The organism is Prevotella sp. P4-119, from assembly GCF_002251345.1.
GTDB lineage: Bacteria > Bacteroidota > Bacteroidia > Bacteroidales > Bacteroidaceae > Prevotella.
This window is the reverse complement of the sequence record NZ_NPJB01000030.1, coordinates 12,570-39,348: the sequence shown is the minus strand read 5'-3', so window position 1 is coordinate 39,348 and position 26,779 is coordinate 12,570. Positions and strand designations below refer to the sequence as shown.

At 47.6% G+C, this 26,779-nt stretch carries 18 protein-coding genes; 6 read left to right on the top strand and 12 right to left on the bottom strand.

Annotated features, from left to right (window positions below; all coding sequences use genetic code 11):
- Nucleotides 1–602: 602 nt before the first annotated feature.
- The 7 genes from ccsA to CIK89_RS03665 form a co-directional block, all read right to left on the bottom strand.
- Nucleotides 603–2,606, bottom strand: a complete 2,004-nt coding sequence (gene ccsA / locus CIK89_RS03695; RefSeq protein WP_094390094.1) for a cytochrome c biogenesis protein CcsA — start codon at nt 2,604–2,606, stop codon at nt 603–605.
- Between the two features lie 34 nt (nt 2,607–2,640).
- Complete coding sequence (locus CIK89_RS03690) at nt 2,641–3,783, bottom strand: Rid family hydrolase (protein WP_094390093.1); 1,143 nt, start codon at nt 3,781–3,783, stop codon at nt 2,641–2,643.
- A 14-nt stretch (nt 3,784–3,797) separates the two neighbouring features.
- On the bottom strand, nt 3,798–4,511 hold the full coding sequence (locus CIK89_RS03685; RefSeq protein ID WP_158214966.1) for a hypothetical protein: 714 nt from the start codon (nt 4,509–4,511) through the stop codon (nt 3,798–3,800).
- Nucleotides 4,512–4,534: 23 nt separating this feature from the next.
- Nucleotides 4,535–5,821 (bottom strand): porin, encoded by a 1,287-nt coding sequence (locus CIK89_RS03680; RefSeq protein WP_094390091.1) that lies wholly within the window; start codon nt 5,819–5,821, stop codon nt 4,535–4,537.
- A gap of 63 nt (nt 5,822–5,884) precedes the next feature.
- Nucleotides 5,885–7,294 carry a di-heme oxidoredictase family protein gene (locus CIK89_RS03675; RefSeq protein WP_371593238.1) on the bottom strand — a complete coding sequence of 470 codons (1,410 nt, stop codon included), beginning with the start codon at nt 7,292–7,294 and terminating at the stop codon, nt 5,885–5,887.
- 148 nt (nt 7,295–7,442) lie between these two features.
- Nucleotides 7,443–8,594: an imelysin family protein gene (locus CIK89_RS03670; protein ID WP_094390089.1), complete on the bottom strand. Its 1,152-nt coding sequence runs from the start codon at nt 8,592–8,594 to the stop codon at nt 7,443–7,445.
- 39 nt (nt 8,595–8,633) lie between these two features.
- Entirely contained in the window at nt 8,634–10,034 is a 1,401-nt protein-coding gene (locus CIK89_RS03665; RefSeq protein ID WP_094390088.1) for a hypothetical protein, read from the bottom strand.
- Nucleotides 10,035–10,252: 218 nt separating this feature from the next.
- Between CIK89_RS03665 and CIK89_RS03660 the strand changes: the two genes are divergently transcribed.
- Both CIK89_RS03660 and CIK89_RS03655 read left to right on the top strand, forming a co-directional pair.
- Entirely contained in the window at nt 10,253–10,630 is a 378-nt protein-coding gene (locus CIK89_RS03660) for a hypothetical protein (protein ID WP_094390087.1), read from the top strand.
- Nucleotides 10,631–10,710: 80 nt separating this feature from the next.
- Nucleotides 10,711–11,670 carry a LuxR C-terminal-related transcriptional regulator gene (locus CIK89_RS03655; RefSeq protein ID WP_094390086.1) on the top strand — a complete coding sequence of 320 codons (960 nt, stop codon included), beginning with the start codon at nt 10,711–10,713 and terminating at the stop codon, nt 11,668–11,670.
- Between the two features lie 4 nt (nt 11,671–11,674).
- On the opposite strand, the gene CIK89_RS03650 is transcribed toward CIK89_RS03655, so the two are convergent.
- From CIK89_RS03650 to CIK89_RS03630, 5 genes are all read right to left on the bottom strand, one after another.
- Complete coding sequence (locus CIK89_RS03650; RefSeq protein WP_254046607.1) at nt 11,675–12,298, bottom strand: response regulator transcription factor; 624 nt, start codon at nt 12,296–12,298, stop codon at nt 11,675–11,677.
- 400 nt (nt 12,299–12,698) lie between these two features.
- The gene (locus CIK89_RS03645; protein WP_173815665.1) at nt 12,699–13,859 is read right to left on the bottom strand and encodes a sodium ion-translocating decarboxylase subunit beta; all 1,161 of its coding nucleotides are present in this window, start codon (nt 13,857–13,859) and stop codon (nt 12,699–12,701) included.
- Nucleotides 13,860–13,891: 32 nt separating this feature from the next.
- Nucleotides 13,892–14,347, bottom strand: a complete 456-nt coding sequence (locus CIK89_RS03640) for an acetyl-CoA carboxylase biotin carboxyl carrier protein subunit (RefSeq protein ID WP_094390084.1) — start codon at nt 14,345–14,347, stop codon at nt 13,892–13,894.
- A 2-nt stretch (nt 14,348–14,349) separates the two neighbouring features.
- Nucleotides 14,350–15,390: an OadG family protein gene (locus CIK89_RS03635; protein ID WP_094390083.1), complete on the bottom strand. Its 1,041-nt coding sequence runs from the start codon at nt 15,388–15,390 to the stop codon at nt 14,350–14,352.
- A gap of 57 nt (nt 15,391–15,447) precedes the next feature.
- Nucleotides 15,448–17,139 carry a putative transporter gene (locus CIK89_RS03630; protein WP_094390082.1) on the bottom strand — a complete coding sequence of 564 codons (1,692 nt, stop codon included), beginning with the start codon at nt 17,137–17,139 and terminating at the stop codon, nt 15,448–15,450.
- 201 nt (nt 17,140–17,340) lie between these two features.
- On the opposite strand from CIK89_RS03630, the gene mutA reads away from it, so the two are divergent.
- The 4 genes from mutA (at nt 17,341) to CIK89_RS03610 (ending at nt 26,749) form a co-directional block, all read left to right on the top strand.
- The gene (gene mutA / locus CIK89_RS03625) at nt 17,341–19,191 is read left to right on the top strand and encodes a methylmalonyl-CoA mutase small subunit (RefSeq protein ID WP_094390183.1); all 1,851 of its coding nucleotides are present in this window, start codon (nt 17,341–17,343) and stop codon (nt 19,189–19,191) included.
- Between the two features lie 4 nt (nt 19,192–19,195).
- Nucleotides 19,196–21,361 (top strand): methylmalonyl-CoA mutase, encoded by a 2,166-nt coding sequence (gene scpA / locus CIK89_RS03620; RefSeq protein WP_094390081.1) that lies wholly within the window; start codon nt 19,196–19,198, stop codon nt 21,359–21,361.
- Nucleotides 21,362–21,597: 236 nt separating this feature from the next.
- The gene (locus CIK89_RS03615) at nt 21,598–24,483 is read left to right on the top strand and encodes a putative LPS assembly protein LptD (RefSeq protein WP_094390080.1); all 2,886 of its coding nucleotides are present in this window, start codon (nt 21,598–21,600) and stop codon (nt 24,481–24,483) included.
- Nucleotides 24,484–24,487: 4 nt separating this feature from the next.
- Nucleotides 24,488–26,749: a cation:proton antiporter gene (locus CIK89_RS03610; RefSeq protein ID WP_094390079.1), complete on the top strand. Its 2,262-nt coding sequence runs from the start codon at nt 24,488–24,490 to the stop codon at nt 26,747–26,749.
- Nucleotides 26,750–26,779 lie beyond the last annotated feature (30 nt).

Sequence of the window (26,779 nt, the reverse complement as noted above, 5' to 3'; positions counted from 1 at the left end):
CTCTCGATGTAAGGGCGACCGTGCGACAATACTGATTAAGACCAAAAAGCACAAGAGGGCCACTATGTGGTTGCTCTTAGTCATTGTTATACATGTATAAGTATTTTGATGTAAGTTTATTTCGTTTGTTGAAAGTCCAGCCGTGATGGCTGGGCTTTTCTGATTTCTTGCGACCGCCACAGCCCATGTTTTGAAGATTTATCTAACGTAGTTTTGTTGTCCGTGTAACATATTGATATTCAAAAGGTAATATCCATAGCTCGGCAAATCAAATTGTTTTCCTCGGCAAATCAAATTGTTTTCCTCGGCAAATCAAATTATTTTCCTCACCAAATCAAATTGTTTTCCTCACCAAATTCATTGAAATTGCTCACCAAATTCATTGAGATTGCTGAGCAAATTCATTGATTTTACTGATCCATGTACCTTGCGAGCGGATGCAATGTAATGATAAATTGTGTGTTATGCGGCTTTGTGAAAGGATGTGGAAAATAGAATTTTGATGGCGTGAGAAACCAAGTGGCGGCTTTCTGCAGATAGATACTCTGCGAAAGCATAGGGAGAGTGATGGGGCAGAAAGCTGTTTGTAGGCTGTGCGTGCGTCATGCATAGCTGTGCATGCCACCAAGGAAATAGTTGACACCGAAGTAGGTCATCAACACCGAGAAGAATGCGATGAGCATATAAAGATGGTATGCCACAGGTCGATGGGGCGCAAAGAAAGTGGTGCGGTGTAGTGGAACGGCATAGACGAGCAGGGTGATGAGTGCCCAAACCTCTTTCGGATCCCAGCTCCAATACTTTCCCCACGACACGTTAGCCCATACCGCACCGAGGAATATGCCGCCTGCCAACAGGAAAACGGCTGGATATAGCATCAGTTGCGACAGTACGGTGAGCAATTCCTCGTGGCCGGTATGGCCACGATGATGGGCTATCAGTGCCACTATGCCACTCATCATGGTGAAAGCCAAGAGTGCATAAGCCATCATGACGAGGCTGACGTGGATGGTGAGCAATGGCGACTGGAGTACGGGCATGAGTGATGTAATCTGCGGATTCATCTCGCTCAGATGGGCTACCAGTAGGGTGAACCCCGACAGCAGCAGGGCAAACGGAACGATAATAGATAGGCGGCGATGGAGCATCACACCGACGGTTTGCAGCGCAAGAGCGAGAAAAAGCATGGTTTCAAAGCCGTTGCCCAAGGGGATGCGACCGCTGATGTACCAGCGCAAAGCATAGCCTGCCACCAATACCAACCACGATAGTCCTCCCAAGAGGCAGACCGTTTGCCATAAGCAATGGCGGAAACGAAACGCAGGGATGAGCAACAGGCAGAATGCCAATATGCCCAAGGTGAGATTGGTCATAAACAGCAGACTGACAAAGGGTATGCGGTTGTAACATATCTCTGCCACGAGGCGGTGCTGATTGATAGCCACACCACTTGCCGGGCGCAACAGTTCACCTTCGGTGAGCATCAGTATGATGCCCACTTTCTCGTCGAGCTCTCTGACAGCCTTAGTTTCCCCACCGATGGCAATGAGTTGTTGCAGTCGATACTGACCTGTATTGTCGAAGAGATCGGCAAGGCGGGCATATTTACCGTCGATGCCCAACTGTTGGCGCAACTTGCTGTCTTTCACCAAGAGCATTGGTTCGTCAGACCAAGTCTCAGGACGCTGCATCCAACCATATACCACTTGTTCGGCAGTAAGCCCTTTATAGGAGGTGCGCCCATAGAGTTTAAGTAGGAAATCGCGTGCCAGCGTGTTGAGTGGTGCTATTCGGTCGTTATAGACCACCGGCATTTCAGCCAACCGATTGGCTCGTTCTGCCGTGATAGTAGGCACACTTCGGGCATGTACAGACATGGAGCAAACTATCAGCAGCATGAGTGTAGCACCATGGCGCAACAGGGGTGACCGCAGTAAGCGACCGAATGTTTCGCGCCGGTCGATGAGCAACCAGACCATCGATAATGCCAGTAATACATAGCCGCCATAGCTGATGGGAGTGCCCCACGGGTCGTAGTTGACTGTAAGTACCGAACCTTGACGGTCAGGGTCAAACGATGTTTGGTAGAAACGATAGCCCTCCACCTCAAGAATATGGTTCATCGAGATGGTGGCTTCATGGTGTTGACGGTCTGCCGTAATGTAGGTTACCTGGCTCTGAAAGTCTTGTGGCGCCTCTGTACCAGGATAGCAAACTACGGAGAAACCTTGTAGGGTCATCTGCTGAAAAGGCAATGCTGCCGACAGCTGTGAGTCTTTGATGGTGTAGCAATCTGCCGGTTGGCCTTTGCGCAAATGGAGTGTGCCCTCGCTACTGGTCAGCCATGAGGCGGCAGCCCCTGCCAGTATCAGCAACAGCGCAGCATGAAGCAACATCACACCCAGTCGCCGCCAGAGGCGCATGCGCCATATAGCCGCCATGCCTCCCAAGGCCATCAATGCCCAAAGCGCAAAGAACCATGAGGTGTGATAGACATGTGTGGCAGCATACGAAGCCCCATGGCGTTGCTCCACGAAGGTGGCAACAGCCATGGTGGCTATGAGTATGGTCATAAGCAGCGTGAGAACGATGCGGAGATGTTTCATCTTTGGATGTTGTAACGTAAACTTTACAATGTTATCAGAATGGGTTGTACTGCGGGTGGAGGGTCTTGCGCACTGCCATGCACTCCATTTCAATCAGCCACCCCGGTCGGCATACTGGTGCATGGACTATCACGTAGGGATGTCCAGGGAAGCGTTCGGCAAACAACTGACTGACTACAGCATAGTCGGCAGTGTCGCGCAGATAGACCACCATCATGCCTACGTCCTCCATGGTGCAGTCGGCTTCAGCCAACAGCGCTTCTACATTCTCCCACATGCGGTGGGTCTGACGGCGAATGTCCTTGGGATAGACAATCTGCCCCTTGTTGTCGATACTGGCAGTGCCCGATATAAACACTTGTCGGCGGTCGCCATAATCGACCATGGTGCCTCGCTCAAAGCTCACACCATACTCGCTGGTGCGGTTCAGGTGGGTAGGAGCATAGAGATATGCCACTTGCTCTTTCTCAATACCAGCCACGGCATAGGTGTCCAACTGTGTCAGCACGTTAGGGTCTGCCTGTCTGCCACCAATGCCGGTAGAGGCTATGAAGTGGGTCTTGGCAGTAAGTCCTTGGGTGAAGAAGAACTGGTTTCTCGCACGCACCACACCGCCATAGTTTAAATCCACATCGTTGACAAAAAACCAAGTGCGTATGCAGTTGTCCTTCAGCGTGCATCCTTCCTCAATGAGCTGCAGGTTGTATTCGTTGAAAAGCAGGCGAGTCTGATATTCAGAGTTGGTTGCCATGTTGTGGGCACTGCCGCTCCAAAGGTGACGGTAAGCACCGTGGCGCACCTCATAAAGGCCACTTTGACCTATTCCGGTCTGTACGTCGGTCATCAGATAGACCCACAGTGCCACCTTGGTGCCGTCGAGCGGAGCCTGCTGGATGATACTTTTGGCACAATCGGTCATATCTGCGGCAGCCACTTCATCTTCCTGATTGGCAGAGTCGCTTAGGAAATAGCGCTTGAAGATGCAGCGTGCACCATGCAAAGTGTTTTCTACCAGTGTGGAATAGGCATCCATGATGGCTTGCAACTGCTGTGGAAAATCCATAGTGGCATCATCGACATGGATTATGGCATGGTATTCTTTCACTGCCGTGTCATTGTCGAAACAGAAGATGTCGGCATGTGCCTTTTCGTATTGTATCGTGTTCAGTCTATTCATATCTTTCTTTGATGTTATTGCTCTGCACCTCCGTCAATCCAACTGTCGATAAGGGGCAGGATAAGTTCTGCGTTCTTTTCCGACACAAGGTCGAAGTGGTTCATAGAGATACCCTCTACATGTTCGTTGTGTAGCACCATGTGTAGCACACTCTCTGCGGCATTGCCAGGCGCTACGAGTTGGTGACCTTCCACTTTTCTGGATGCCACACCTACCAGTGCTGCATACGATTTGCCTGCCGTAAGGTTGAGGCCTGCTGCGGCATGGTTGCTTGCGCCGTGGCAGTTGGCACAGGTTGTGTTGAGGTATCCCTGCTGTATAGCATTGAGCATACTGGCATCTACGGTGCCCAACTCCAGTCGGATGGTGTCGCGCACACCTTCGGTTGCCACTTCGCTAAACGTCACTACATTTCGGCGCAGACGGTCGAGCACACAGAGGCGAACACTCGTCACTTGGTCGGGAATATTGTTCAGCGTCATGCTCACCTGTCCGTCGGCATTGGCCCGAACGGCTTTAGAGATGCTGGCATAGTCATCGCCTTCGGCAAAGCCTGCCAGTGACACGGTGTAATTATCGGTCCAATGGTCCAAACCAGTAATGGTTGCCGTGAGTCGGGCTGATCGTCCGGTGGTGTCAACAGCCACCTCATTATAGATGCGTCCGTCGTCGCAGGCTGCCAACAGCAGTACAGCGATGGCAGCAAATGCGAAGATACGGATTTTCATTGACTTATACAAATATTTCATCATTAAAAAGCAAATTGCATCATGATACATGCGGTATGGGTCGCAATGCCGAGGTCATCGAGGTCGCGGTCTAATTGTGTGGCATGTCCGGTACGACCGATATACTGATACATGGCAGACAGTTTCAGATTGGTGTTAGGTACAAAATAGTTGACCACGGCTGCCGGCATGTTGAGAAAACCGTCTTTTGAAGAACCATTGCGGTCCATGAAGTCGTAACGCACGCCCAATTGCCATTGTGGAGCTACGAAATAGCCTGCTAGTGCATATCCTCCCCAGAAGTCATAAGTCTTGTCTATCTTCTGACGGTCGGTGAATCCAACATGCATGTAGTAGGCTTCGGCAGCAAAATACCATTTGTTTTTCAGCCAGGCAAACTCCAAACCGGCGCGGAAGTCGTTGGTACTCTCGTTTTCTGCCTCGTTGTTGTAGTTGGCGCTGATGCCGATAAGCATCTTGTCGAGATGTTGCATCTTGGCATTACCCTGTGTCATGGGCATCGGACCATTAGGCATATAGGTCAAACGACCAGCGTAGAGCAGTGAAGGCAAATGGTTGTCGTCGCTGAAACCTTTGGTGGCACTGTTGACAGATGACCCTGTTCCGTTGAAAAGTCCTGCTTCATAGCCAAACTTATTGTTGATGACGCCATGCACCTCAAAGCCCAAGTCGAATCCGGTGCCTATGCTTGGGGTGACGGCATTGAGGGAGTAGGGCAGGATGCTGCTTGCAGTCAGCGAAGTGGGAACCTGTGGAAACAATGTCTCGCCAAGTGTGGTGAGGTAGGCATGTGTGAAGGGTGTCTTGAATTTACCAGCGCGGAAACGCAAGGCAGGACTAACGGCATAGTCAATCCATGCCTGTTGCAACACATTGCCACCCGATGCTGCGGCATTGATACTGATGTTGTAATCGATCTTACCGAATGCCTTACCGGTGAAACCGATGATGGCATAGGGAATGGCAAAGCCACTGTTGGCAATGTTATCTTGATTATAGGCTTTGTCAAGTCCCTCGTCGTCGTAGTATTTCATGTTGAGCGTACTCTGTACATACATATAGGGCTTGAACACGAAATTGCCATCCTTAGACTGAAGGGTGAAGCCACGGTCGTCGGCAATGGGCAGCACGCCGTTCTCCATATCCATTTTGCCAGTGGTGTTGTCGGCACTCTCGGTGTTGGCGTTGGCAGCAAATTCGCTGTTGTTTTCTATCTTTTCTGTCTCGGCAAAAGCACCTGCTGAGAGCAGAGAGGCCATAATGATGGCCATGATTCTGTTGTATTTCATTGGTTGTATTTGTTGGTTTTTACCTGATTATTGTTGGATGATACGTCTGACAAGATGCTTGAATTAAAGTGACCAAAGGAATTGTATCAGCTGGTTGCGCTGTTGTTTGGTCATGTTCTTAAACTTGTTTTTGGAGGCTTCGCCCTCGCCGCCGTGCCACATAATGGCTTCGGTGAAGTTGCGAGCCCGGCCATCGTGCAGGAAACAGGTGTGTCCGTTTACCTTTTTCTGCAGACCGATACCCCACAGCGGGGTGGTGCGCCATTCGTTTCCACGAGCCAGACCACTCACAAAATTATCGTTCAAACCCACGCCCATGATTTCTGAACCCATGTCGTGGAGTAGATAATCGGAGTAGGGGTGTATGGTTTGTCCTCCAAGCCAAGGCAATGTAGTGCCTGCCAGTAAGGTGGTGCCGCGCTTTTTGGTATGCAGCGTAGTGACGTGGCACAGGTGGCAGCCTGCCTGATAAAAGAGTTTCTGACCTTCAATGACGTCGGGATCGTTGACATTGCGACGGGCAGGAACAGCAAGTGACTGCATGTAAAGATCGACATCTTCCATCTGTTCGGTGGTGCAGTCCAGTTGTTGATAGGACAATCCCATCATCGAACCATCCTTCATCTGTGATTGTCCTTCACAGATCTCCTCAGGATAGCGGCTGTTGGTGAGGCCCATATCGCTCGAAAAGCCCAGTTCGACGGTCAAATCGGCATGTTGCGCCTTGTTGCCGGAAAGTCCCAGTTGGCGCACACCACGCTCAGTGATGTAGTTGCAGCGACCGCTGATGCCCCATTCGGGATAGTTGCTCTTGCGTGCCAATGCCTCTATTTCGTTGGGATCGAGTGCCATCATCTGGCCCATACCTACGTGGCGAAGCGGAACACGAACGGTGCAGAAGAGATCCTCAGGACGGATACTGTCGGCATACCATTCGGTGATATGCCATTTAGGAACGCAGAGCGTGTATTTTTCACCGTCTGGAAAGGAGTATGTCATCGAGTCAATAGTCACTTTTAGTTTGCCTTCAGGCTTCACACCATAGATGGCTTGGTCGTGAATGACGCGGCCATAGTTGGGAAAGAATGTCCCGTTGCGGCGCGTGATGTAGATCAGCGATGAGGTAAAACCGTACTGTCCGGATCCGTCATCGCTTCCGTTTTTGAAGTTTGTCCAATAGGTTGGTTCCGTGCGACCGGCATTACGGTGGCAACTGCCACAAGAGTAGCCTGCATAGACAGGGCCGAGGCCGCCGCCATAGCCATTCTCATTGGCAGATTTGACATTGTCGTAGAGTTGGTCGCCAGAGCTGAACCGTGAACTATAAGCCCCTGATAGCCATCTTGCGCCTTGGTCGTAGGCCACCGATGAACTATAGAAACCGGTGGAAGTGCCTGCTGATAGTTCGTAGCCAGTGGGCACATCGATGTCGGTCACATCGAGTTTTTCATCGTCGGTGCAGCTACCAAGCATGGCCAGAGCGGTCAACAGCAAAGGGAAATGCAGCCATTTATTCATGTTTAGTATGTTTCTTTTTGTTTGCCACGATAGCGAAGGCGAGGAAATGGTGACTTTCCTGCCTTCGCCATGTGTGGATAATATGGTTCTTGTGTTAGCAATTTTAGTTTACGGTGCGTGCTTTACCATCTTTGAAGATGAGGAATTCCAGTGTGTGGAAACCGCGGAGGCTCTGTGCTGATTCTATCTTGTCGTCGCTCTCGCCTTCTTTCCAGTTGAGGTTAGAGAAGTCTTGCGACTTCAGAATCTGTACAATCTGTGACTGGTCGAGAGGCCAGCTGTCCATGTTGGGGTCAAGTCCAAGCTCATCAACAGGACCGAAGAGGAAGGCCTCACTCTGTTCCCAAGGAGCACGAGCATCGAGCCATGCCTGAGCGCAAGCAGAGAAATTTGCATTTGAAGGACTGGCCTTGAAAGCACGAACTGCGGTGTCGAGAGCTGCATTCTTTTCTGCCAATTCCTTGTAGGTAGGCAGTACTACTGCATCAACATACTGTTTGACGATGGGATCAAGAGTGGCATCGTCGTTGATGTTGGTATCGAAATAAGGTTTGAGTTCCTGTTCGATGAAGTTCACGAGGTCGGCACAGGCATTCATGGCAGCTACAGTTTCGGTGGTGTTGATATTGTTGCGGAATGGCTGTGTAATAGCATAGATGGCATCGGCTGCTGCGGCAATCTTCTCCTTGGCTTCGGTATCGAGTGTAGCATTCTTCTTGGCGAGTAGTGCTGACAAAGAATTGCTGTTGATGCTACCATCGCGTGAACCATAATAGGCATTGCGGATAGAGTAGATGTTGTTGCGATAGTCGTCGCGAGAATGCCAGCTGTACCATGATTCTACGGCATAGAGTGCTTCGGTCTTGTTGCCGGCAGTGTATTTGCTGTATGGGTCCCCAATCTTGGTGTCGCCAACCTCACCTGCAATGTCGATACATCCTTCGAAAATCTGATCCACACAGTCGATGGCTGACTTATATTCTGTGGTGTTATGGTTCTTGAAGGTGTTGGCATAGCCATTGTTCCATTGGTTGTAAAGGGTGTTGGCATCCTCTTTCAGCAGGTTGGATACAGTTACCATGTAGTTTGCCCATTGCTCGGCATAAGCAGAACTGTAGTCAAGATCTGATGCCTGACTGGGGTCGATGATTGGATTGTTGACGTCGTTTTTGTCATCGCCACAGCTGACAACACTGGCGGAGAGTGTGCATACTGATACCATCAGCAGTGCGTACTTAAAAAACTTTTTCTTCATGAGTCTGTATTGTTTTGTTGTTTATAATTTGCTTATTGGTTATTTCTTAGCGAACCACAGCATGTATGCCACACCGATACGCAGTTCGTTTTCGCTATTGTATTGGCTCGTGCCAAACATCTTGGAGGTGCCTATCTGACGAGTGGTGTAGTCGGCTTTGACTACCAAGTTGGGTAATGGACGCCAGTTGGCACCGATACTCCATAAGCTGACTTGGCATCGCTTATCGGCAATCAAACCTGATTCACATTTCTCTTGTGGGTTATAATAGTTGTAGTGCACGAAAGGATAGATAACGGGGAAGTGGGATACACCGGGGAAAAACGATTTGAGGTTCACACCTACTTCGGCGCTCCAATCTACTGCGCGCTTGGCAACAGGTCCCATACGACTGTAAGGCGACTTGTTGGAGTAGTATTTGTTGGCGGCAGTGAGTCCTGTGGTCTCAGTGATATTGCCAGAAAGGTAGTTGGCACGTGCGGTTACATAACGGTTGCTGTACTGTGTATCAAAGGAGTAGAGCAGTACGTTGATGTCGCCCATGTTGGCATAGGTAATGAGTTTGTCGGCGTTTTTGCCTGCCTTGGGATTGTAGAACATAGATGCTCCGACTCGCAAACCGGGTATTCCGCGCCAATCCAGACGTAGCGTATAGGCAGGAGCAGTGAAATTGTCGGTTTCAAGAAATCCTTGTTTCCCTCCTTGTATCCAGTTGTATGAGTCGAAACCATTGGGGTTCAGACCTGCTGTTACCAGTGCTTGATAATCGAAAGTGGCAGCTCCTTTGCCTACTGTACCGAATAGTTCTACACCAGTCTCGTGCCAGGTAGAAGCCATAATCGTGGTCGCACCCTCTGGTCGTGCGGCTGTAAAGAAGTTCAAAGGTTCGTGATGGGCGTTGGTAAGTCCTACGGGAATGATGAGATGTCCTACGCGAACATTGAATTGTGGAGCGATGAGTCGGGTGATGTGGAATTGTTCGAGGGCAACTTCGCCACCTTTTTCCATTTCTGTTTCATATTCGCCATTCTCACTGCCTGACTGTGCTTCCATCTCTACGGCAGAACCTGTTCCACCTGCTTCGAATTCTATTTCGGCAGAAAGAATCCATTTGGGAGTAATCTTATATTCGCCTTGAAGGATGAAGCGAGGAATGGAAATCTCGTTGTGGTTGATCTTTGTATTGCCTACGCTATTGCCATAGAAGCGGTTCAATCCGTAATCTTTGAAGGTGGCAAGCATCTCACCGTAGCTTCCGATGCGCCATTTTTCATAGTCGTTGCTGTTACTCTTTTTGGGTTGAGCGGCTTTTGGCGCTGTCTCATTGCTTGTTGTTGCATCCTGAATTAGTGCATCGTTGTTGTCTTGTGAACCGATGGCCATTGCGGAAGTAGCGGTCAACAGGCCAGCTGCCATCATCAGAAATTGTCTCTTGTTCATGTTTTTGCGTCTTGTATCGTTTATTTTTCGGCTGCAAAGGTACGGTGCTTTGATGAGGCATGCAATACTCAAAAAATGTGAAATAGTGTAACGAAGGCTTTATCCGCGATACTTAATTGTGGTGATATAAAATAGTTTTAAAGATTTTCTTTTTGCTCTATTTGTTTTGTATAATGCGCTCTTTTTGATAACTTTGCACGTTGAAATCAAACGTTACAATGGGAAGAAACAAATATTCGGCTGATGAAATCAAACAGATAGCCAAACTGCTTCGCCTGAAAAATGCAAGCAATAGAGCTGGACAGAAACAAGTGCGTCACGACTTGCGCACGCAGTTTGAATTTAATATCTCTGACTTTAATGAGCCTGGAAAGGCTTTCGGTGAGGAAGAACTCCATGAGGCAGTGCGTCGTGGCGCTATTCAGATACTTGATGATGCTACCATTGAGGCGATGAAAGCCAAACGGGCACGTGATAAAGCGCGCGATGAGGCGGCCCGCCAGCAAGAAGCACTTGACAAAGGAGAACAGACCGACTGGCAGGAGGCATTGAGCGAATGGAAAGAATGGGAGAATCAGAACGATACCCAAAAATAGGTATTGTGGTTGGAAAGTATTGTCGGTTTGTCTGAAAATGACTAATTTTGCAGCGTATTAATATATATAGGTAAGCAACAATGAAAACTCTGAAAATGTATGAAGCAAGCGATAAGATGGTGACGCTTATGCGCGATAACTATCATCTATTGCAGACCTTGGAGAGCTTTGGCATTCATCTCGGATTTGGAGATAAGACTGTAAAAGAGATGTGTGAGGAGAATAATGTGGATACTTATACCTTTCTCGCTGTAGTCAATTACACTATTAACGGACATACGGACTTCAATGACGATGCACAGCTCGATGTACGTACACTGTTGCATTATCTGGAAGCGAGTCATACTTATTTTCTTGACTACCAATTGCCAACCATACGCAAGAAACTGGGTGACTGTCTGGACAGCGATAATGCCCTCGGACAATTGATAATGAAGTTCTTTGATGACTATGCTAGAGAAATTCAACGTCATATGCGATATGAGGAAAAAACTTTGTTCCCTTATGTGGAGGCATTGCTCAATGGTGAGGCAAAGAAAAACTATAATGTTGATACCTTCTCCAAACACCATGAATCCACAGACAGAGTGCTGATAGAACTTAAACTGATGGTGATTAAATATCTGCCTTCAGACGGCAAAACCAACAATAAACTCATGGCGGCGCTATACGACATCTATAACAATGAAGAGTGGTTGCGTAATCACGCTAACGTGGAAGACTACATTTTTACTCCTGCCATACGCAGATTGGAAAACCAACTGAAGCAAGATAAGGTGACGCGAAATATCTCTACGATGGTCAATAAAAGCGGCAATGATAATAATGACATGTTATCAGACCGTGAACGGGAAGTGATAGTTTCATTGGTTCAAGGCATGGCGAACAAGGAAATCGCCGATCATCTCTGTATCTCGGTCAATACGGTCATTACCCATCGAAGGAATATTGCTCGCAAACTGCAGATTCATTCGCCTGCAGGACTTACTGTTTATGCCATTGTCAATGGCTTGGTAGATATTTCAAGTGTAAAACTATAGCCGATCAGATACGGTTGATATCCACATAACCGTTCATCACAGCATAGATGGTGAGTGCGCTGACACTCTTGATATTGAGTTTCTCCATAATGTTACGGCGGTGGGTGATGACGGTAGAGAGACCTATATGTAGTTGGTCGGCAATCTCTTTGTTGATGTGACCTTCTACAATCAGTATCATCACCTCTATTTCACGATCACTCAATATTCGAGAAGTTGATTCCCCCTGCATATTGGGTAAGTTGCGTCCGCCCTTGTGGGCATGTTGTTCCATCGCAAGCAATTGCTTGATAAGGTGATCTTCTGGTTGGTTAACACACAATGAATGAAAGCCTGATAAACCTGATGCTTCTTCGTTCTGCAGCGTCAGCACGATAGTTTTACGCTGGCGTTCCATGAAAAACGAACGATGGCGCAATACCACGCTGATATCTACAAAATAGTGGAAATAACTATCAGGACGATTGGCTTCCAGTTCTGTAAGTGTACCGTAGGTATCTACTTCCATGATAGGCATTACGTCTTGGAGAATATGGCGAAGCCCCAATGCTGCAAGTGCATTAGGATCGATGATGGCAATGCGTGGTTTGGGCATGACTGCCCCCTGTTGTGTGTCGTGTCTGTCCATTGTGTTTTCGAAAACTTCCGCAAAGGTAAAATGAATAATTGGTTCTACCAAATTTTTTTATAACGAATCTGTTTGATGGATATACCATTCAGGCTGTTAGTCTGCTGAGAATATAGCATCTACTTGCTTTAGTTGGGGTTCGGTCGATGTTCGACAAACGCTGAAATAAGCCATCGAACACCACCGGTAAGGCTATGTCATACAAAGCTTTAAAGTCAAGTGGTGTTCGAGTGTTCGATAATAATTGAAAACTGAAATTTATGTATGCTATCATACCCGCGTTTGGAGTATGATGAACCTTCCTGTTAAACCACTGATAGAGGCTGAAAGACACGCGGGAAAACAAAAGCAGGACTTCCCAAAAGAGAAATCCTGCTGATGATATCATGTCTTTGCTTATCTACGAAAGGAAACCAAGCAGGGTACCGGCAGCAACAGCCGAACCGATTACACCGGCTACATTCGGACCCATGGCGTGCATGAGAAGGAAGTTGTGACGGTCGTATTCCAATCCGAGGTTGTTGGAAATACGTGCTGCCATAGGTACGGCACTTACACCAGCGTTTCCAATCAGTGGATTCAACTTCTTATCCTTTGGCAGGAAGAGGTTCATAATCTTCACGAAACATACACCGCTCATAGTGGCGATGATGAATGCACCAGCACCGATAGCGAAGATATAGATGGTGTTTATAGTCAGGAACTCTGATGCCTGAGTAGAACAACCTACGGTCAAACCAAGGAGCATTACCACGATGTCGTTCAGAGCAGCACCAGCTGTCTTTGCCAAACGAGTGGTCTTGCCCGATTCTTTCAGCAGATTACCGAAGAAGAGCATACCCAAAAGAGGAAGGCCTGAAGGCACGAGGAATGTGGTGAGAAGCAATCCAACGATTGGGAACAGAATACGCTCGGTCTGACTTACCTGACGCGCTGGCTTCATCTTGATGACGCGCTCCTTTTTGGTGGTAAGCAGACGCATCAATGGTGGCTGAATCAGTGGAACAAGAGCCATGTAGGAGTAAGCACAAACAGCAATGGCACCCATGAGGTTGGGAGACAATTTTGATGAAAGGAAAATGGCAGTAGGACCATCGGCGCCACCAATGATAGCAATACCAGCAGCCTGGTTTGGCTCGAAACCCAATAGCAAAGCGAACATATATGCACCGAAGATACCAAACTGTGCTGAGGCTCCAATGAGCATCAGTTTAGGATTGGCCAACAGGGCAGAGAAGTCTGTCATGGCACCAATGCCAAGGAAGATAAGTGGCGGGTACCATCCCTGGCGGACACCTTGATAGAAGATGTTCAGCACAGAGTTGTCTTCATAAAGTCCAATCTCCAGTCCGGCATCAGCACGGAAGGGAATATTGCCCAGAATGATGCCTAATCCAATAGGAACAAGCAATAGGGGCTCGAAGTCCTTCTTGATGGCAAGCCAGATGAAAAGCGCTCCGACTGCTATCATGATGAGGTTTCCAGCCGTAGCATTGGCAAAACCAGTGTAGGTCAGAAACTCATTGAAGTTTTCTGCTATGAAATGTAAGAAATCCATAATCTTGCGTGTTTATCACATTTTTTATTTATCGATTAACCGATGGTCAGCAGTGCGCTGCCTTCCATTACGACATCACTTACATTGACATTGATAGCGGTTACGGTACCTGCGTATTCTGCCTCGATGTTGTTCTGCATCTTCATGGCTTCAAGCACGACAAGTGTATCGCCAATGGCTACGGTGTCACCGACCTTCACATTGATAGAAGTGATGGTGCCTGGCAGTGGAGCCTTTACTACATTGCCACTTCCTGCTGCGGCAGGAGCGGCAGCCTGAACCGGCTTAGCTGTTGGTGCAGCGGCTGCAGGAACAACGGGAGCTGCAACCTTTGGCTTCACAATAGTAGGATGCTTAGCTGCATTGATAGGCTGCTGGAGCTCTACTTCAAACGGAATTCCGTTTACGTTTACTTTGGCAATGTTGCCTTCTACTTCCTCGATTTCTACATCGTAGTCAACACCTTGTACTTTATACTGATATTTCTTCATTGTTATAATGCGTTATTAGTGGTTGTGGGAATTTGGGGAGCTGCATGGTCGGAGGGAACGACGGGATCGTGGAAATGTGTCATTTGTGAATATTCGTCGTCCCAACGGGTTGGTTTCGGCTGGATGGTAATCACACCGCTTTCTACGTCGTGAACATCATCCTCATATTGACTGAGGGCCATACCGATGACCGCCATATATATTTCACGGTCGATACCTTTTGTTTTCAGACCATCTTGCAATACGTTACCAGTGATGCGGCTAACCTCCATTGCTGTCTCAACAGTTTTGGTGATTGGTTTGAGTGGTTGTTTGTTTGCCACCTTCTTCGCTGTTTCAAGATGCTTCATAAGCAGACCGAACAAGGAGAATACAATCCAAAGCAGGGCTAAGCAAATGAATACAATACCCATTGCCATGATGGTAATGGCAAATCCATGGGGGTCTTCGCGTTTAAACTTGTCAACCTTTGATTCGCTAACAGTAGTGATGTTGGATATACCTGGAGTAACACGGTCGGCTGATTTTACTTCCCAGTCGGCGGCTGTGCCGTTGTTGGCTATACGAGCATACGATTGATCGGCTTTCAGTACCGGTACGGTGACTGAGTCAATCAATTGTGTGGCATTACCGTTGTAGAGTGCAATCCACAATGACTTTGTAGAGTCAACAGGTGTTGTCAGATGCAGTGAACCCAAATGGGGCTGACTGTTGAGAAAGAGTACAAGGTGCTGACGACCACTCAAGTTTGTGCGCAATTCTCCGTTGGGGATGATGCTCATGCGCTTGATGCGTTCGGGCACGCTCATAGAACGCTGGAGAACGGAGCGGTCAGTGGTGATATACATACCACGGATATTATAGGTTGAGTGGGAGATGTTCTCTATCTCAACCCATGCTTCACGCTGTCCGTATTCGTCCTGCAGGCTGGCGCGGTTGTTGGTCATCACTTCGTTCAGCTTGATGCTTGCATCCATTTGGGCATGCATGGCGGAAGTGCCTGCCAGCAACATAGCGCTTAACAGAAATCCGAATTTTGTCATGTTAGTAATGTAATGTATAATTATGTAAGTTTTTCGTATTATATGTATTATCGGCTGTTATCCGCAGAAGAACAGCACGATGATTTGGGCCGTGAAGATGCGAAGGAACATCGACAGCGGATAAACTGTTGAGTAACCTACAGCAGGGGCTTCGCGAGTACAGATTGAATTGGCGTATGCCAATGCGGGTGGGTCGGTATATGTACCGGCAATCATTCCTGCGATGGTGAAATAGTTGAATTTGAAATAAAGACGAGCTATAGGACCTACGATGAGGATTGGAATGATGGTTATGAGGAAACCGGTCATTACATAGAGCAGACCGTCACCTTCTACAACAGTCTCAAAGAAGTTGGCTCCTGCCTTGATTCCCACACTTGCTAAGAAGAGTACCAGACCGATTTCGCGCAACATCATATTGGCCGATGTCGTTGTATAGGTTACCAATTTTACTTTATAACCATAACGTCCGATAAGAATTGCGATAATCAGCGGACCACCTGCAATACCGAGCTTCATTGGAACAGGCATTCCTGGGAATGCTACGGGCAGTGAACCGAAGATAATACCGATGATGATGCCCACGAATATCGTTGCAATATTTGGGGCATCAAGGCGACGGATAGAGTTACCCATCTCGTTGGCTACACGGTCAACAGCGTCTTCAGGACCTACTACCATAATGCGGTCACCCACTTGAAGAGGCAGACTGCTGGAGGCAAAGATATCCATGCCCTGACGGGTGATACGGGTTACATTGACACCATGTACACTTGAGAAATGCAACGATGCCAGCGATTTTCCGTTCATCTTGGGGTTGGTTACCAAGACACGCTTTGATACGAAAGGTTGGTCCTGTTGTTCCCAGTTGACCTGTATCACTGGACCGATAAAGGCGATGATAGCCTCGGCATCAGCTTCTGTACATACAATATAGAGTTGGTCACCTTTGTGGAATACGGTGTTGCGGTTTGGAATGCTCACGTGACCTTCGTGCAGAATACGTGAACATACAAAGTCGCGGTTCAAAAAGTCGTGAACCTGTAACATCGTTTTTCCTTCAAGGTAAGTGTTGGTCACTTCAAGGTGCATCTTGTGAGGCTTCTGATTGGCTTTCACACCTTCATGCTCGTTGAGTTCGTCTTCTTCTTTCTCCAAGCGAACCTTGCATATATACCTTATTAATATAGTGGCACCAATAATACCCAATACACCGAGTGGATAAGCACAAGCGTAAGCCGATGCTATCTGTGGTGCATTGTCGGTAAATACCGAGCCCAATGCTTCGTTGGCAGCACCAAGTCCTGGTGTGTTGGTCACAGCACCATAGAGCGTACCGACCATCATTGGTAGGTTGCAGACGTTGGATGTGTCGAAGAAGATGAAGTAGCAGGCAAACATCACAAGAATGTTGAGTAGGATAGTCGTTATGGCCAATCCGTTCAGCTTGATGCCTGTAGTACCAAAACTCTCAAAGAAACCAGGTCCAACCTGTAGTCCTATCATGAAGACAAACAGTATAAGACCGAAGTCTTGAATAAATGTCAAGATGGGAAGTGGGGCAGTAAATCCAATGTGGCCAGCCACAATGCCAGCAAACAACACAAAGGTGACACCCAGCGAGATGCCTCCAATCTTGATTTTTCCCAAATATACACCAGCGGCAATCACCACGGCATACAGTAGCGCAATATGCGCCACAGAATCAGTTGTGGTAAATAAATCTTTTAACCATTGAAATGCTTCCATAACATGCTTTTTCTTACAGCATGCAAAGGTAGCCAAAAATTGCGCAATAGCATAATTTTTGTGCATCTTTTTTTTATAAATATCAAAATATTATTAAATCTTTCGGCGGTTCAAAAATTATTTGTAACTTTGTAGGCCGCAATACATGTGTGCATAACCGAATTTGACTACAACGAAACAACTTACATAATCATTCAAACTATGGCTAACAAAGAAAAACTCTTCACCGAGTTTCAGGCGCCAACCACACAAGAGTGGCTGGACAAGATTGAAGTCGATCTGAAAGGTGCTGACTTCCAGAAACGACTCGTGTGGAGAACCAATGAGGGTTTCAACGTACAACCCTTCTACCGCCGTGAAGATCTGGCAAACTTGAAAACTCCAGATGCACTTCCCGGTGAGTTCCCATTCGTTCGTGGAAATAAAAAAGACTCTAACGAGTGGTATGTTCGACAGAACATCGTCGTTACCGATCCTGTAGAGGCCAACAAAAAGGCACTCGACATTCTGATGAAGGGTGTAAACTCTATCGGATTCCGTTTTGACGGTGATCTCGTTAGTGCCGATTTTATCGACAAGTTACTGAAAGATATCCGTTTGGATATTGTAGAGGTCAGCTATCGTACATGCCCATGTCATGTTCTTGAACTGGCAGAAATTCTGAAGGCTTACTTCGAGAAGGAAGGCTATGATAAGGAAAAAATCGTGGGTGGTGTAGGTTTCGATCCCATAGACAAGATGATCCAAAAGGGTAAGGATACCAGCAAGGTACTTGCCAAACTCCCTCAGGTGGTTGAGGCTTTCAAGGAATATCCCAATCTGCGTTGCGTTATGGTACACACCGACACGCTGAACAATGCCGGTGCATATATCGTACAGGAACTCGGCTATGCCCTCGCTTGGGGTAATGAGTATCTGCAGCAGTTGGTGGATGCCGGCGTAGATGTAGATCTTGCAGCCAAGAGCATCAAGTTCTATATGGGCGTTTCTGAAAACTATTTCATGGAAATTGCCAAGTTCCGCGCAGCTCGTCTGTTGTGGGCCCAGATTGTAAAACAGTACGAGCCTAAGTGCGACTGCTCTTGCAAGATGGTAATCAACGCTTCTACTTCTACTTACAACCAAACTGTGTTTGACAGCTATGTTAACCTGCTCCGCTCACAGACAGAGGCAATGAGTGCTGCCCTTGGCGGTGTTCATTCACTCGTCGTAACTCCGTTTGACGTGGTATATGAGAAGCCAACCGATTTCTCAGAGCGCATTGCTCGCAACCAGCAGTTGCTCATCAAGGAAGAGAGCCATTTCGATCGTATCGTCGATCCTTCTGCCGGTTCTTACTATATCGAACACCTCACTGATGCGTTGGCTCAGGAGGCTTGGAAGATTTTCCTCAAAGTGGAAGAAGAAGGCGGATTCCTCGCTGCTGTTAAGAATGGCACCGTACAGGATGATATCAATGCTACCAATGTGAAGCGTCACGGCGATGCTGCTAAACGCAAAGAGTTCCTTCTCGGAACAAACCAGTTCCCCAACTTCACAGAGAAGAGCGAAGGCAAACGCGCCCTCGGACCTTGTGCATGTGGTTGTGGAAAGGCAGAAGAAACTCCTTTCAAGAAGCTCGAAACCACTCGCTTGGCTGCCGACTTTGAGAATCTCCGCATCCATACTGAAGAGGCCAAGACACCTACTGCGTTTATGTTGACCATTGGTAATTTGGCTATGCGTCAGGCTCGTGCACAGTTCTCTTGCAACTTCTTGGCTTGTGCCGGTTATAAAGTTATCGACAATCTCGGCTTCAAGACCGTAGAGGAAGGCGTTGATGCTGCACTTAAGGCTGGTGCAGATATCGTAGTACTCTGTTCGTCAGACGATGAATATGCAGAGTATGCCATCCCAGCATTCAAGTATTTGGACGGACGTGCCATGTTTGTAGTGGCAGGAGCTCCTGCATGCATGGACGACCTGAAGGCCGCTGGTATTGAGAACTTCGTACACGTTCGTTGCAACGTGCTTGAGACTTTGAAAGAGTACAATCAAAAGTTAGGCATCTAAAGTTATGAGAAAAGATTTCAAGAATATTGATATTTATGCCGGCATCCACGCCACCGATGGCGCAGCCTGGCTGAAAGAGAACCACATCGTGCCTAACTGGAAGACACCAGAGCACATTGAGGTTCGTCCCGTATATACCAAAGAAGACCTTGAAGGCATGGAGCACCTCGACTTCACAGCAGGTATCCCTCCATATCTACGTGGTCCGTATAGTATGATGTATCCATTCCGGCCATGGACTATCCGTCAGTATGCCGGATTCTCTACTGCAGAGGAGTCGAATGCATTCTACCGTCGTAACCTCGCCAGTGGTCAGAAAGGTCTGTCTGTAGCCTTCGACTTGCCCACCCACCGTGGTTATGACCCCGACAACGCTCGCGTAGTTGGCGACGTTGGTAAAGCAGGTGTATCTATCTGTAATGAAGAGAACATGAAGGTGCTCTTCTCAGGTATTCCCTTGAACAAGATGTCTGTCTCGATGACCATGAACGGAGCTGTGCTTCCTATTTTGGCTTTCTATATCGTAGCAGGTCTGGAGCAGGGTGCTAAGCTGGAAGAGATGGCAGGAACTATTCAGAACGATATTCTGAAAGAGTTCATGGTGCGTAATACCTATATTTATCCACCTGCATTCTCAATGAAGATTATTGCCGACATCTTCGAGTTTACCTCACAGAAGATGCCTAAGTTCAACAGTATCTCTATCTCAGGTTACCACATGCAGGAAGCTGGTGCTACTGCCGACATCGAATTGGCATATACACTTGCCGACGGTATCGACTATCTGCGTACTGGTGTTAATGCAGGTATTGATGTGGATGCTTTCGCACCTCGTCTGTCGTTCTTCTGGGCTATCGGTATGAATCACTTCATGGAGATTGCCAAGATGCGTGCAGGTCGTCTGTTGTGGGCTAAGATTGTGAAGAGCTTCGGTGCTAAGAATCCAAAGTCACTCGCTCTGCGTACCCACTCTCAGACTTCTGGTTGGTCGCTGACCGAGCAGGATCCTTTCAACAATGTAGGCCGTACCTGTATTGAGGCTATGGCAGCTGTATTGGGTCATACTCAGTCGCTCCACACCAATGCTCTTGACGAGGCTATTGCCCTGCCTACTGACTTCTCAGCTCGTATTGCTCGTAATACCCAGATCTATATTCAGAACGAGACTAAAGTCTGCAAGCAGATTGACCCATGGGCAGGTTCATACTATGTAGAGACCCTGACCAACGAGCTCGTTCATAAGGCTTGGGAGCATATTCAGGAAATCGAGAAACTTGGTGGTATGGCAAAGGCTATTGAAACTGGTCTGCCTAAGATGCGTATTGAAGAGGCAGCTGCGCGCACTCAGGCACGTATCGACTCTGGTGTACAGACCATTGTTGGTACCAACAAGTATCGTCTCGACCATGAAGATCCTATCGATATCCTCGAGGTTGATAATACAGCAGTACGCAAACAGCAGGAAGAGTGCTTGGCAGAGGTACGCGCTTCACGTGATGAAGCCGCTTGTCAGGCAGCCCTCAAGGCAATTACCGAGTGCGTTCGCGATTTCAAGGAAGGCCGCAAGAGCGAGAACAACTTACTCGATTTGGCAGTGAAAGCAGCTCAGTTGCGTTGTACTCTTGGTGAGATCAGTGATGCCTGCGAAGAAATCGTAGGTCGTTATAAAGCAGTAATCAGAACCATTTCAGGCGTGTATAGTTCAGAAAGCAAGAACGACTCCGACTTTGAGAAAGCCTGCGAGTTGACCGAGAAGTTTGCGAAGAAGGAAGGTCGCCGTCCCCGTATCTTCGTTGCGAAGATGGGTCAAGACGGTCACGACCGTGGTGCAAAGGTAGTAGCCACCGGTTATGCCGACTGTGGTTTCGACGTGGATATGGGACCATTGTTCCAAACACCTGCCGAGGCTGCACGTGAGGCAGTTGAGAACGACGTACATATTGTTGGTGCATCGTCACTCGCCGCAGGTCACAAGACCTTGATACCTCAGCTGATTGAGGAATTGAAGAAACTTGGACGTGAAGACATCATGGTTATTGCCGGTGGTGTGATTCCCGCACAGGACTACGACTTCCTCTATAAAGCCGGTGTTGCCGCCATCTTCGGTCCTGGTACATCTGTAGCCAAGGCTGCCTGTGAGATGATGAAGATTCTTCTCGACGAGGAATAAATCGTACGCAGTAATCGTACATCGTACGAATATCCGATATCAAGAGCGTGTCATGACGTTGTGTCATGGCGCGCTTTTTATATTGTTATCTTTGTAAAGCAGTTCAAATCGATATCGATATGATGTTGTGTCGCGGTGGGTATTTTATATGTTGTCTATATGAGTATTACAAAAATTTACGTTAAACATCTGCCGATGTGTAAGTGAATTCATTTTTTCTTTGTACCTTTGCAGCCGTGAGAAAAAATATGCTCATCATATTGCTCTTTTTCGTCATTACATTTGTAATGGCGGAGATGCCTCGTTTGACCTTTCCTATACTTGGAGCGGCCAATACTGATGTGTCTGATTCTGTGGGTAAAGGGCAGACGGTCAATACGCAGTTGTTGCCCCATAGTGCCAAGTCCGACAGTACTGTAATTGATACCACAACACAGGTTCTTGCTGATACCGCAAAGATGGATTCATTGCAAAAAGCCATCTGGATGCACAACAAAGCTATTGACGACTCTTTGCGTGCCGACTCTATCAATCGTCAGCGTAAGAATGGTATTGATGCTCCAGTGGAATATACTGCTGAAGACTCTATGACCTATGAAGGTGCTTCAGGTTTAGCCCATCTGTATGGCCAGTCCCATGTGAAATATCAGGATATGGATTTGCAGAGTGATCAAATCTTCATGCAACTCGATTCCAGTTTGGTACATGCTACAGGTTCGCTCGACTCTCTCGGTAAGAAATTCGGTACTCCAATATTCAAGATGGGTAGTGACACTTATGAGAACGACACTATAGCTTTTAATTTCAAGACCAAAAAGGGACTCATCAGCGATGTATATACCCAGCAGGATGATGGCTATATGACTGCCCAACTGGCTAAGCGTGGAGCCAATGGTGAGATTTATTTGCAACACGGTCGTTATACCACCTGCGACAAAGATCATCCCGATTTCTATATAGCCTTGTCACGTGCCAAGATGCGCCCAGGTAAGGATGTCGTGTTCGGTCCTGCTTATTTGGTAGTAGCAGATGTGCCATTGCCATTTGCCATACCTTATGGTTTCTTCCCTTTCAGTAAGAGTTATTCTTCTGGTTTTATCATGCCTACCTATGGTGATGAAACATCGCGCGGTTTCTACCTCCGTGATGGTGGTTACTATTTTGCCATCAACGACAAGATGGACTTGAAACTGTTGGGTGAAATCTATACCAAAGGATCGTGGGGACTCTCTGCAGCCTCCAACTATCGCAAACGCTATAAGTACAGCGGTTCGTTTTTTGCCAGTTACCAGAATACGGTGAATGGCGAAAAGAATATGCCCGACTATACCAAAGCCACCAGTTTTAAGGTGCAATGGAGTCACCGTCAAGACAGCAAAGCTAATCCCTATAGTTCTTTGTCTGCCAGTGTCAACTTTGCCACATCGAGCTATGAGCGCAACAACCTCACTTCGATGTACAATCCGCAGGCAATGACACAATCTACACGTACCAGCTCGGTATCATGGAGTACCACATTCTCCAGTATCGGCATGAGCTTGAGCTCAACGTTCAACCTCAACCAGAACATGCGTGACTCGACTATCGCCCTGACATTACCCGACCTCAACATCTCTATTTCGCGCTTCTATCCTTTCAAACGCCGTCATGCTGTAGGTAAGGAACGCTGGTATGAGAAGATCTCTATGAGCTATACCGGACAGTTGAGCAATAGCATCAGTACCAAGGAAGACCGTTTGATGCACTCCAGCTTGACACGCGATTGGCGCAACGGTATGCAGCATAGCATCCCCATTAGCGGCAATTTTACATTGTTTGGCTATCTGAATATCAATCCGTCGTTGACCTTCACCGACCGTATGTACACGCAGAAGCAGGAACTTTCGTGGGACGAAGCCACACAGACAGTGAAGCGCGATACCTTGCAGGGATTCTATAATGTCTATAACTGGGCTTTCAGCGTTTCGGCATCTACCAAGCTCTATGGTATGTATATCCCCAGTCGTAAAGTATTCGGCGACAAGATCATGGCGGTTCGCCACGTGGTAACACCATCTGTCAGCTTCAACTATGCACCAGACTTCAGTGCGTCGCGCTATGGATTCTACAAGACCTATCAGAAGACCGATGCCGATGGCAATGTGTCGCTTGTAGAGTATTCACCCTATGAGGGATCACTATATGGTGTGCCAGGTCGTGGCAAAACTGGTAGTATCTCGATGGATTTGTCCAACAATATCGAGATGAAAGTGAAGAGCGATGCCGACTCTACGGGTGTGAAGAAAATCAGTATCATCGATGAATTGGGAGCCTCTATGTCGTATAACATGGCAGCAGAGGAACGTCCATGGAGTGACCTCTCTACACGTTTACGTTTGAAACTCACCAAGAGTTATACGTTGAATATCAATGCGGTATTTGCCACTTATGCTTATGAAGCCGATTCCGTAGGTGCCCGTCCTTACATCGGAACCCATACCGAATATAGTAAGGGCCGCTTCGGTCGTTTCCAGGGCATGTCGCAAAACCTTTCTTATACGCTTGATAACAAGAAAGTGAGCGACCTTATCAAGTGGTTGAAGGGCGAACGTCCTAAGCGTAAGAACGACCGCGACAGTCGTGCTAATCGTGATGACGACTACGATACAGGTGTTGAAACCAATGTCGATGAGGATATGGAACGTGGAAAACATGGTGCCCGTAAGGATAATGCCGGCAAGGCAGAGACCGACGAAGACGGTTATATGGCTTTCAATCTTCCTTGGTCGCTCAGTTTGGGTTATGGTGTCACCATGCGAGAAAACACCAGTGGCAAGTTCAATTACGATTCGATGCGCTATCCTTATAAGTTCACCCAGAACCTCAATGTCAGCGGTAACCTTCGCATTTCCGATGGTTGGAACATCTCTTTCTCTTCTGGTTATGACTTTGAAAACCATAAGATTTCAATGACCACTGCGTCACTGTCGCGCGACCTCCATTGCTTTAATATGTCGTGCTCGGTGGTGCTGGCACCCTATACGAGCTACAATTTCTCGTTCCGATGCAATGCAGCAACCTTGACCGATGCGCTGAAATACGATAAGCGCAGCAGCTATTCCAACGCAGTACAATGGTACTAAATCTATGGCAGAACTTCCCGCACTCGTCAAAGACCTTGCCCTCATCCTTGTGGTGGCAGCATTTGTCACGCTTATCTTCAAGCGACTGAAACAGCCTCTTGTCCTTGGATATATCGTAGCAGGATTCTTAGTTTCACCGCAGATGCCCTATACCATGTCGGTGATGGATCGTGCCAATGTGCAGATGTGGGCAGATATCGGTGTGATCTTTCTTTTGTTTTCCCTGGGTCTCGATTTTTCTTTCAAGAAGATTGTGAAGATGGGCATGGCTCCTGTCATAGCCGCTTGTACCATCATCTTCTGTATGATGATGGCAGGAATTGTAGTGGGCAAGGCATTCGGTTGGACCCACATGGACTCCATCTTCCTTGGCGGTATGTTGGCTATGTCGTCCACCACTATCATATATAAGGCATTCGATGACATGGGACTTCGCCAACAGCGATTTGCAGGAATGGTGATGAGTGTGCTGATACTGGAAGATGTGCTTGCCATTGTGATGATGGTGATGCTATCTGCCATAGCCAGTGGCAGCAGTCCCGATGGTGGTCAGATGGTCGAGAGTGTATTGCGTATCGGATTCTTCTTGGTGCTTTGGTTTGTGGTCGGCATCTTTTTTATCCCTGCCTTCCTTCGTGCCACGCGCCGATTGATGAATGAAGAGACGCTACTCATCGTGGCGCTTGGTCTCTGTTGTTTCATGGCAGTATTCTCCACCAAGGTCGGCTTTAGCAGTGCCTTTGGTGCATTTGTCATGGGTAGTATTCTTGCCGAAACGGTCGAAGCCGACAAAATCGTGCGTTTGGTCGAACCAGTGAAAAATCTCTTCGGTGCTATTTTCTTCGTGTCGGTGGGTATGTTGGTCGAACCGCAGGTGCTGGTCGATTACGCCTGGCCCATCATCGCTATCACATTGACCATTCTTATCGGTCAGTCGGTATTTGGTTCGTTGGGATATCTCATCAGTGGCAATCCGTTGAAGACAGCCATGAAGTGTGGATTCTCTATGGCCCAGATAGGTGAATTTGCCTTTATCATTGCATCGTTGGGCTTGTCGCTTGGTGTCATAGGCCATTTTCTCTATCCAGTGGTCGTGGCAGTATCAGTTGTCACAACCTTCCTGACACCATATATGATACGCATGGCTGAACCCTGTTACAATATCATGGAGCGCCATCTGCCTAAGAAATGGATTGTGGCACTCAACCACATCACGATATCTCATCCGCAGACACCCTCTGCAGAAAACAAATGGAAGAGTCTATTGATACAGATGCTCCGCAATACGGTTATCTACAGCATCCTTTCCATTGCTGCCATCGTGTTGATGTTCACCTTCTTCTTGCCATTTGTGCGCAGCTTTTTCCCCTCATACGAACTTCACTGGTATGCCAATGCCATCTGCGGAATATTGACCGTGCTTATCATTTCGCCTTTCCTTCGTGCAATGGTGGTTAAGAAAAACCACTCTGATGAGTTTAAGGCACTGTGGGCAGAGAGTTGGGTCAACCATTTTCCGTTGATATTTACCATCATTGTTCGTGTGGTATTGGCTTGTGCTTTTGTCTTCTATATCATCAACTATCTGAGTCGTTTCAAGAATGCCATCATCATCTCCATAGCGTTGGCATTGGTTGTACTGATGGTATTGTCGCGCGGATTGAAGAAAGGAAGCATACAGATGGAGCGTCTCTTCATTCAGAACCTTCGTTCTCGCGATATTGAGGCACAAGTGCATGGTCGTCGCCGCCCACTTTATGAAGGGCATTTGCTCGACCGTGATGTCCACATGGCAGACTTCGATATTCCCTTCAACACCCGTTGGATGGGCAAGACCCTTCGTCAGTTGGCACTTGGTCAGCAGTTTGGTGTGCATGTCAGCAGTATTCTTCGTGCCGGTCATCGGTTGAATATTCCCGATGGCAACGATGTCATCTTCCCTGGCGACCGACTACAGGTAATCGGCAACGACGATCAGCTCCGCCAGTTGGGCGAAGCCATTAAGCGTGAGGTGTTGGGCGATGATATTGATTTCGAGAAGCGTGAAATGAAGCTCCGTCAGATGGTCATCACCGGTTCAAGTCCTTTTGTTGGCAAGACCCTTGAAGAGAGTGGCATCCGTTCACAATACAGCTGCATGGTAGTCGGATTGGAGGAAGGAAAGGAAAATCTCTCTCAGATTCATCCCAAACGCAAGTTCCAGAAAGGCGATATCATCTGGGTGGTTGGTGAAAAAGAAAGCCTTGAGGCAATCCTCAAGGCTTGATATCGGTATCGTTTCCGATTTTTCTTAGAC

Bases quoted from the DNA above. Each gene is read 5' to 3' on its own strand.
- CIK89_RS03690 (WP_094390093.1), bottom strand. From the start codon at position 3,783: ATGAATAGACTGAACACGATACAATACGAAAAGGCACATGCCGACATC.
- CIK89_RS03610 (WP_094390079.1), top strand. From the start codon at position 24,488: ATGGCAGAACTTCCCGCACTCGTCAAAGACCTTGCCCTCATCCTTGTG.
- CIK89_RS03665 (WP_094390088.1), bottom strand. From the start codon at position 10,034: ATGAACAAGAGACAATTTCTGATGATGGCAGCTGGCCTGTTGACCGCT.
- CIK89_RS03680 (WP_094390091.1), bottom strand. From the start codon at position 5,821: ATGAAATACAACAGAATCATGGCCATCATTATGGCCTCTCTGCTCTCA.
- ccsA (WP_094390094.1), bottom strand. From the start codon at position 2,606: ATGAAACATCTCCGCATCGTTCTCACGCTGCTTATGACCATACTCATA.
- scpA (WP_094390081.1), top strand. From the start codon at position 19,196: ATGAGAAAAGATTTCAAGAATATTGATATTTATGCCGGCATCCACGCC.
- mutA (WP_094390183.1), top strand. From the start codon at position 17,341: ATGGCTAACAAAGAAAAACTCTTCACCGAGTTTCAGGCGCCAACCACA.
- CIK89_RS03660 (WP_094390087.1), top strand. From the start codon at position 10,253: ATGGGAAGAAACAAATATTCGGCTGATGAAATCAAACAGATAGCCAAA.
- CIK89_RS03685 (WP_158214966.1), bottom strand. From the start codon at position 4,511: ATGAAAATCCGTATCTTCGCATTTGCTGCCATCGCTGTACTGCTGTTG.
- CIK89_RS03630 (WP_094390082.1), bottom strand. From the start codon at position 17,139: ATGGAAGCATTTCAATGGTTAAAAGATTTATTTACCACAACTGATTCT.
- CIK89_RS03635 (WP_094390083.1), bottom strand. From the start codon at position 15,390: ATGACAAAATTCGGATTTCTGTTAAGCGCTATGTTGCTGGCAGGCACT.
- CIK89_RS03670 (WP_094390089.1), bottom strand. From the start codon at position 8,594: ATGAAGAAAAAGTTTTTTAAGTACGCACTGCTGATGGTATCAGTATGC.
- CIK89_RS03655 (WP_094390086.1), top strand. From the start codon at position 10,711: ATGAAAACTCTGAAAATGTATGAAGCAAGCGATAAGATGGTGACGCTT.
- CIK89_RS03650 (WP_254046607.1), bottom strand. From the start codon at position 12,298: ATGGACAGACACGACACACAACAGGGGGCAGTCATGCCCAAACCACGC.
- CIK89_RS03675 (WP_371593238.1), bottom strand. From the start codon at position 7,294: ATGCTTGGTAGCTGCACCGACGATGAAAAACTCGATGTGACCGACATC.
- CIK89_RS03640 (WP_094390084.1), bottom strand. From the start codon at position 14,347: ATGAAGAAATATCAGTATAAAGTACAAGGTGTTGACTACGATGTAGAA.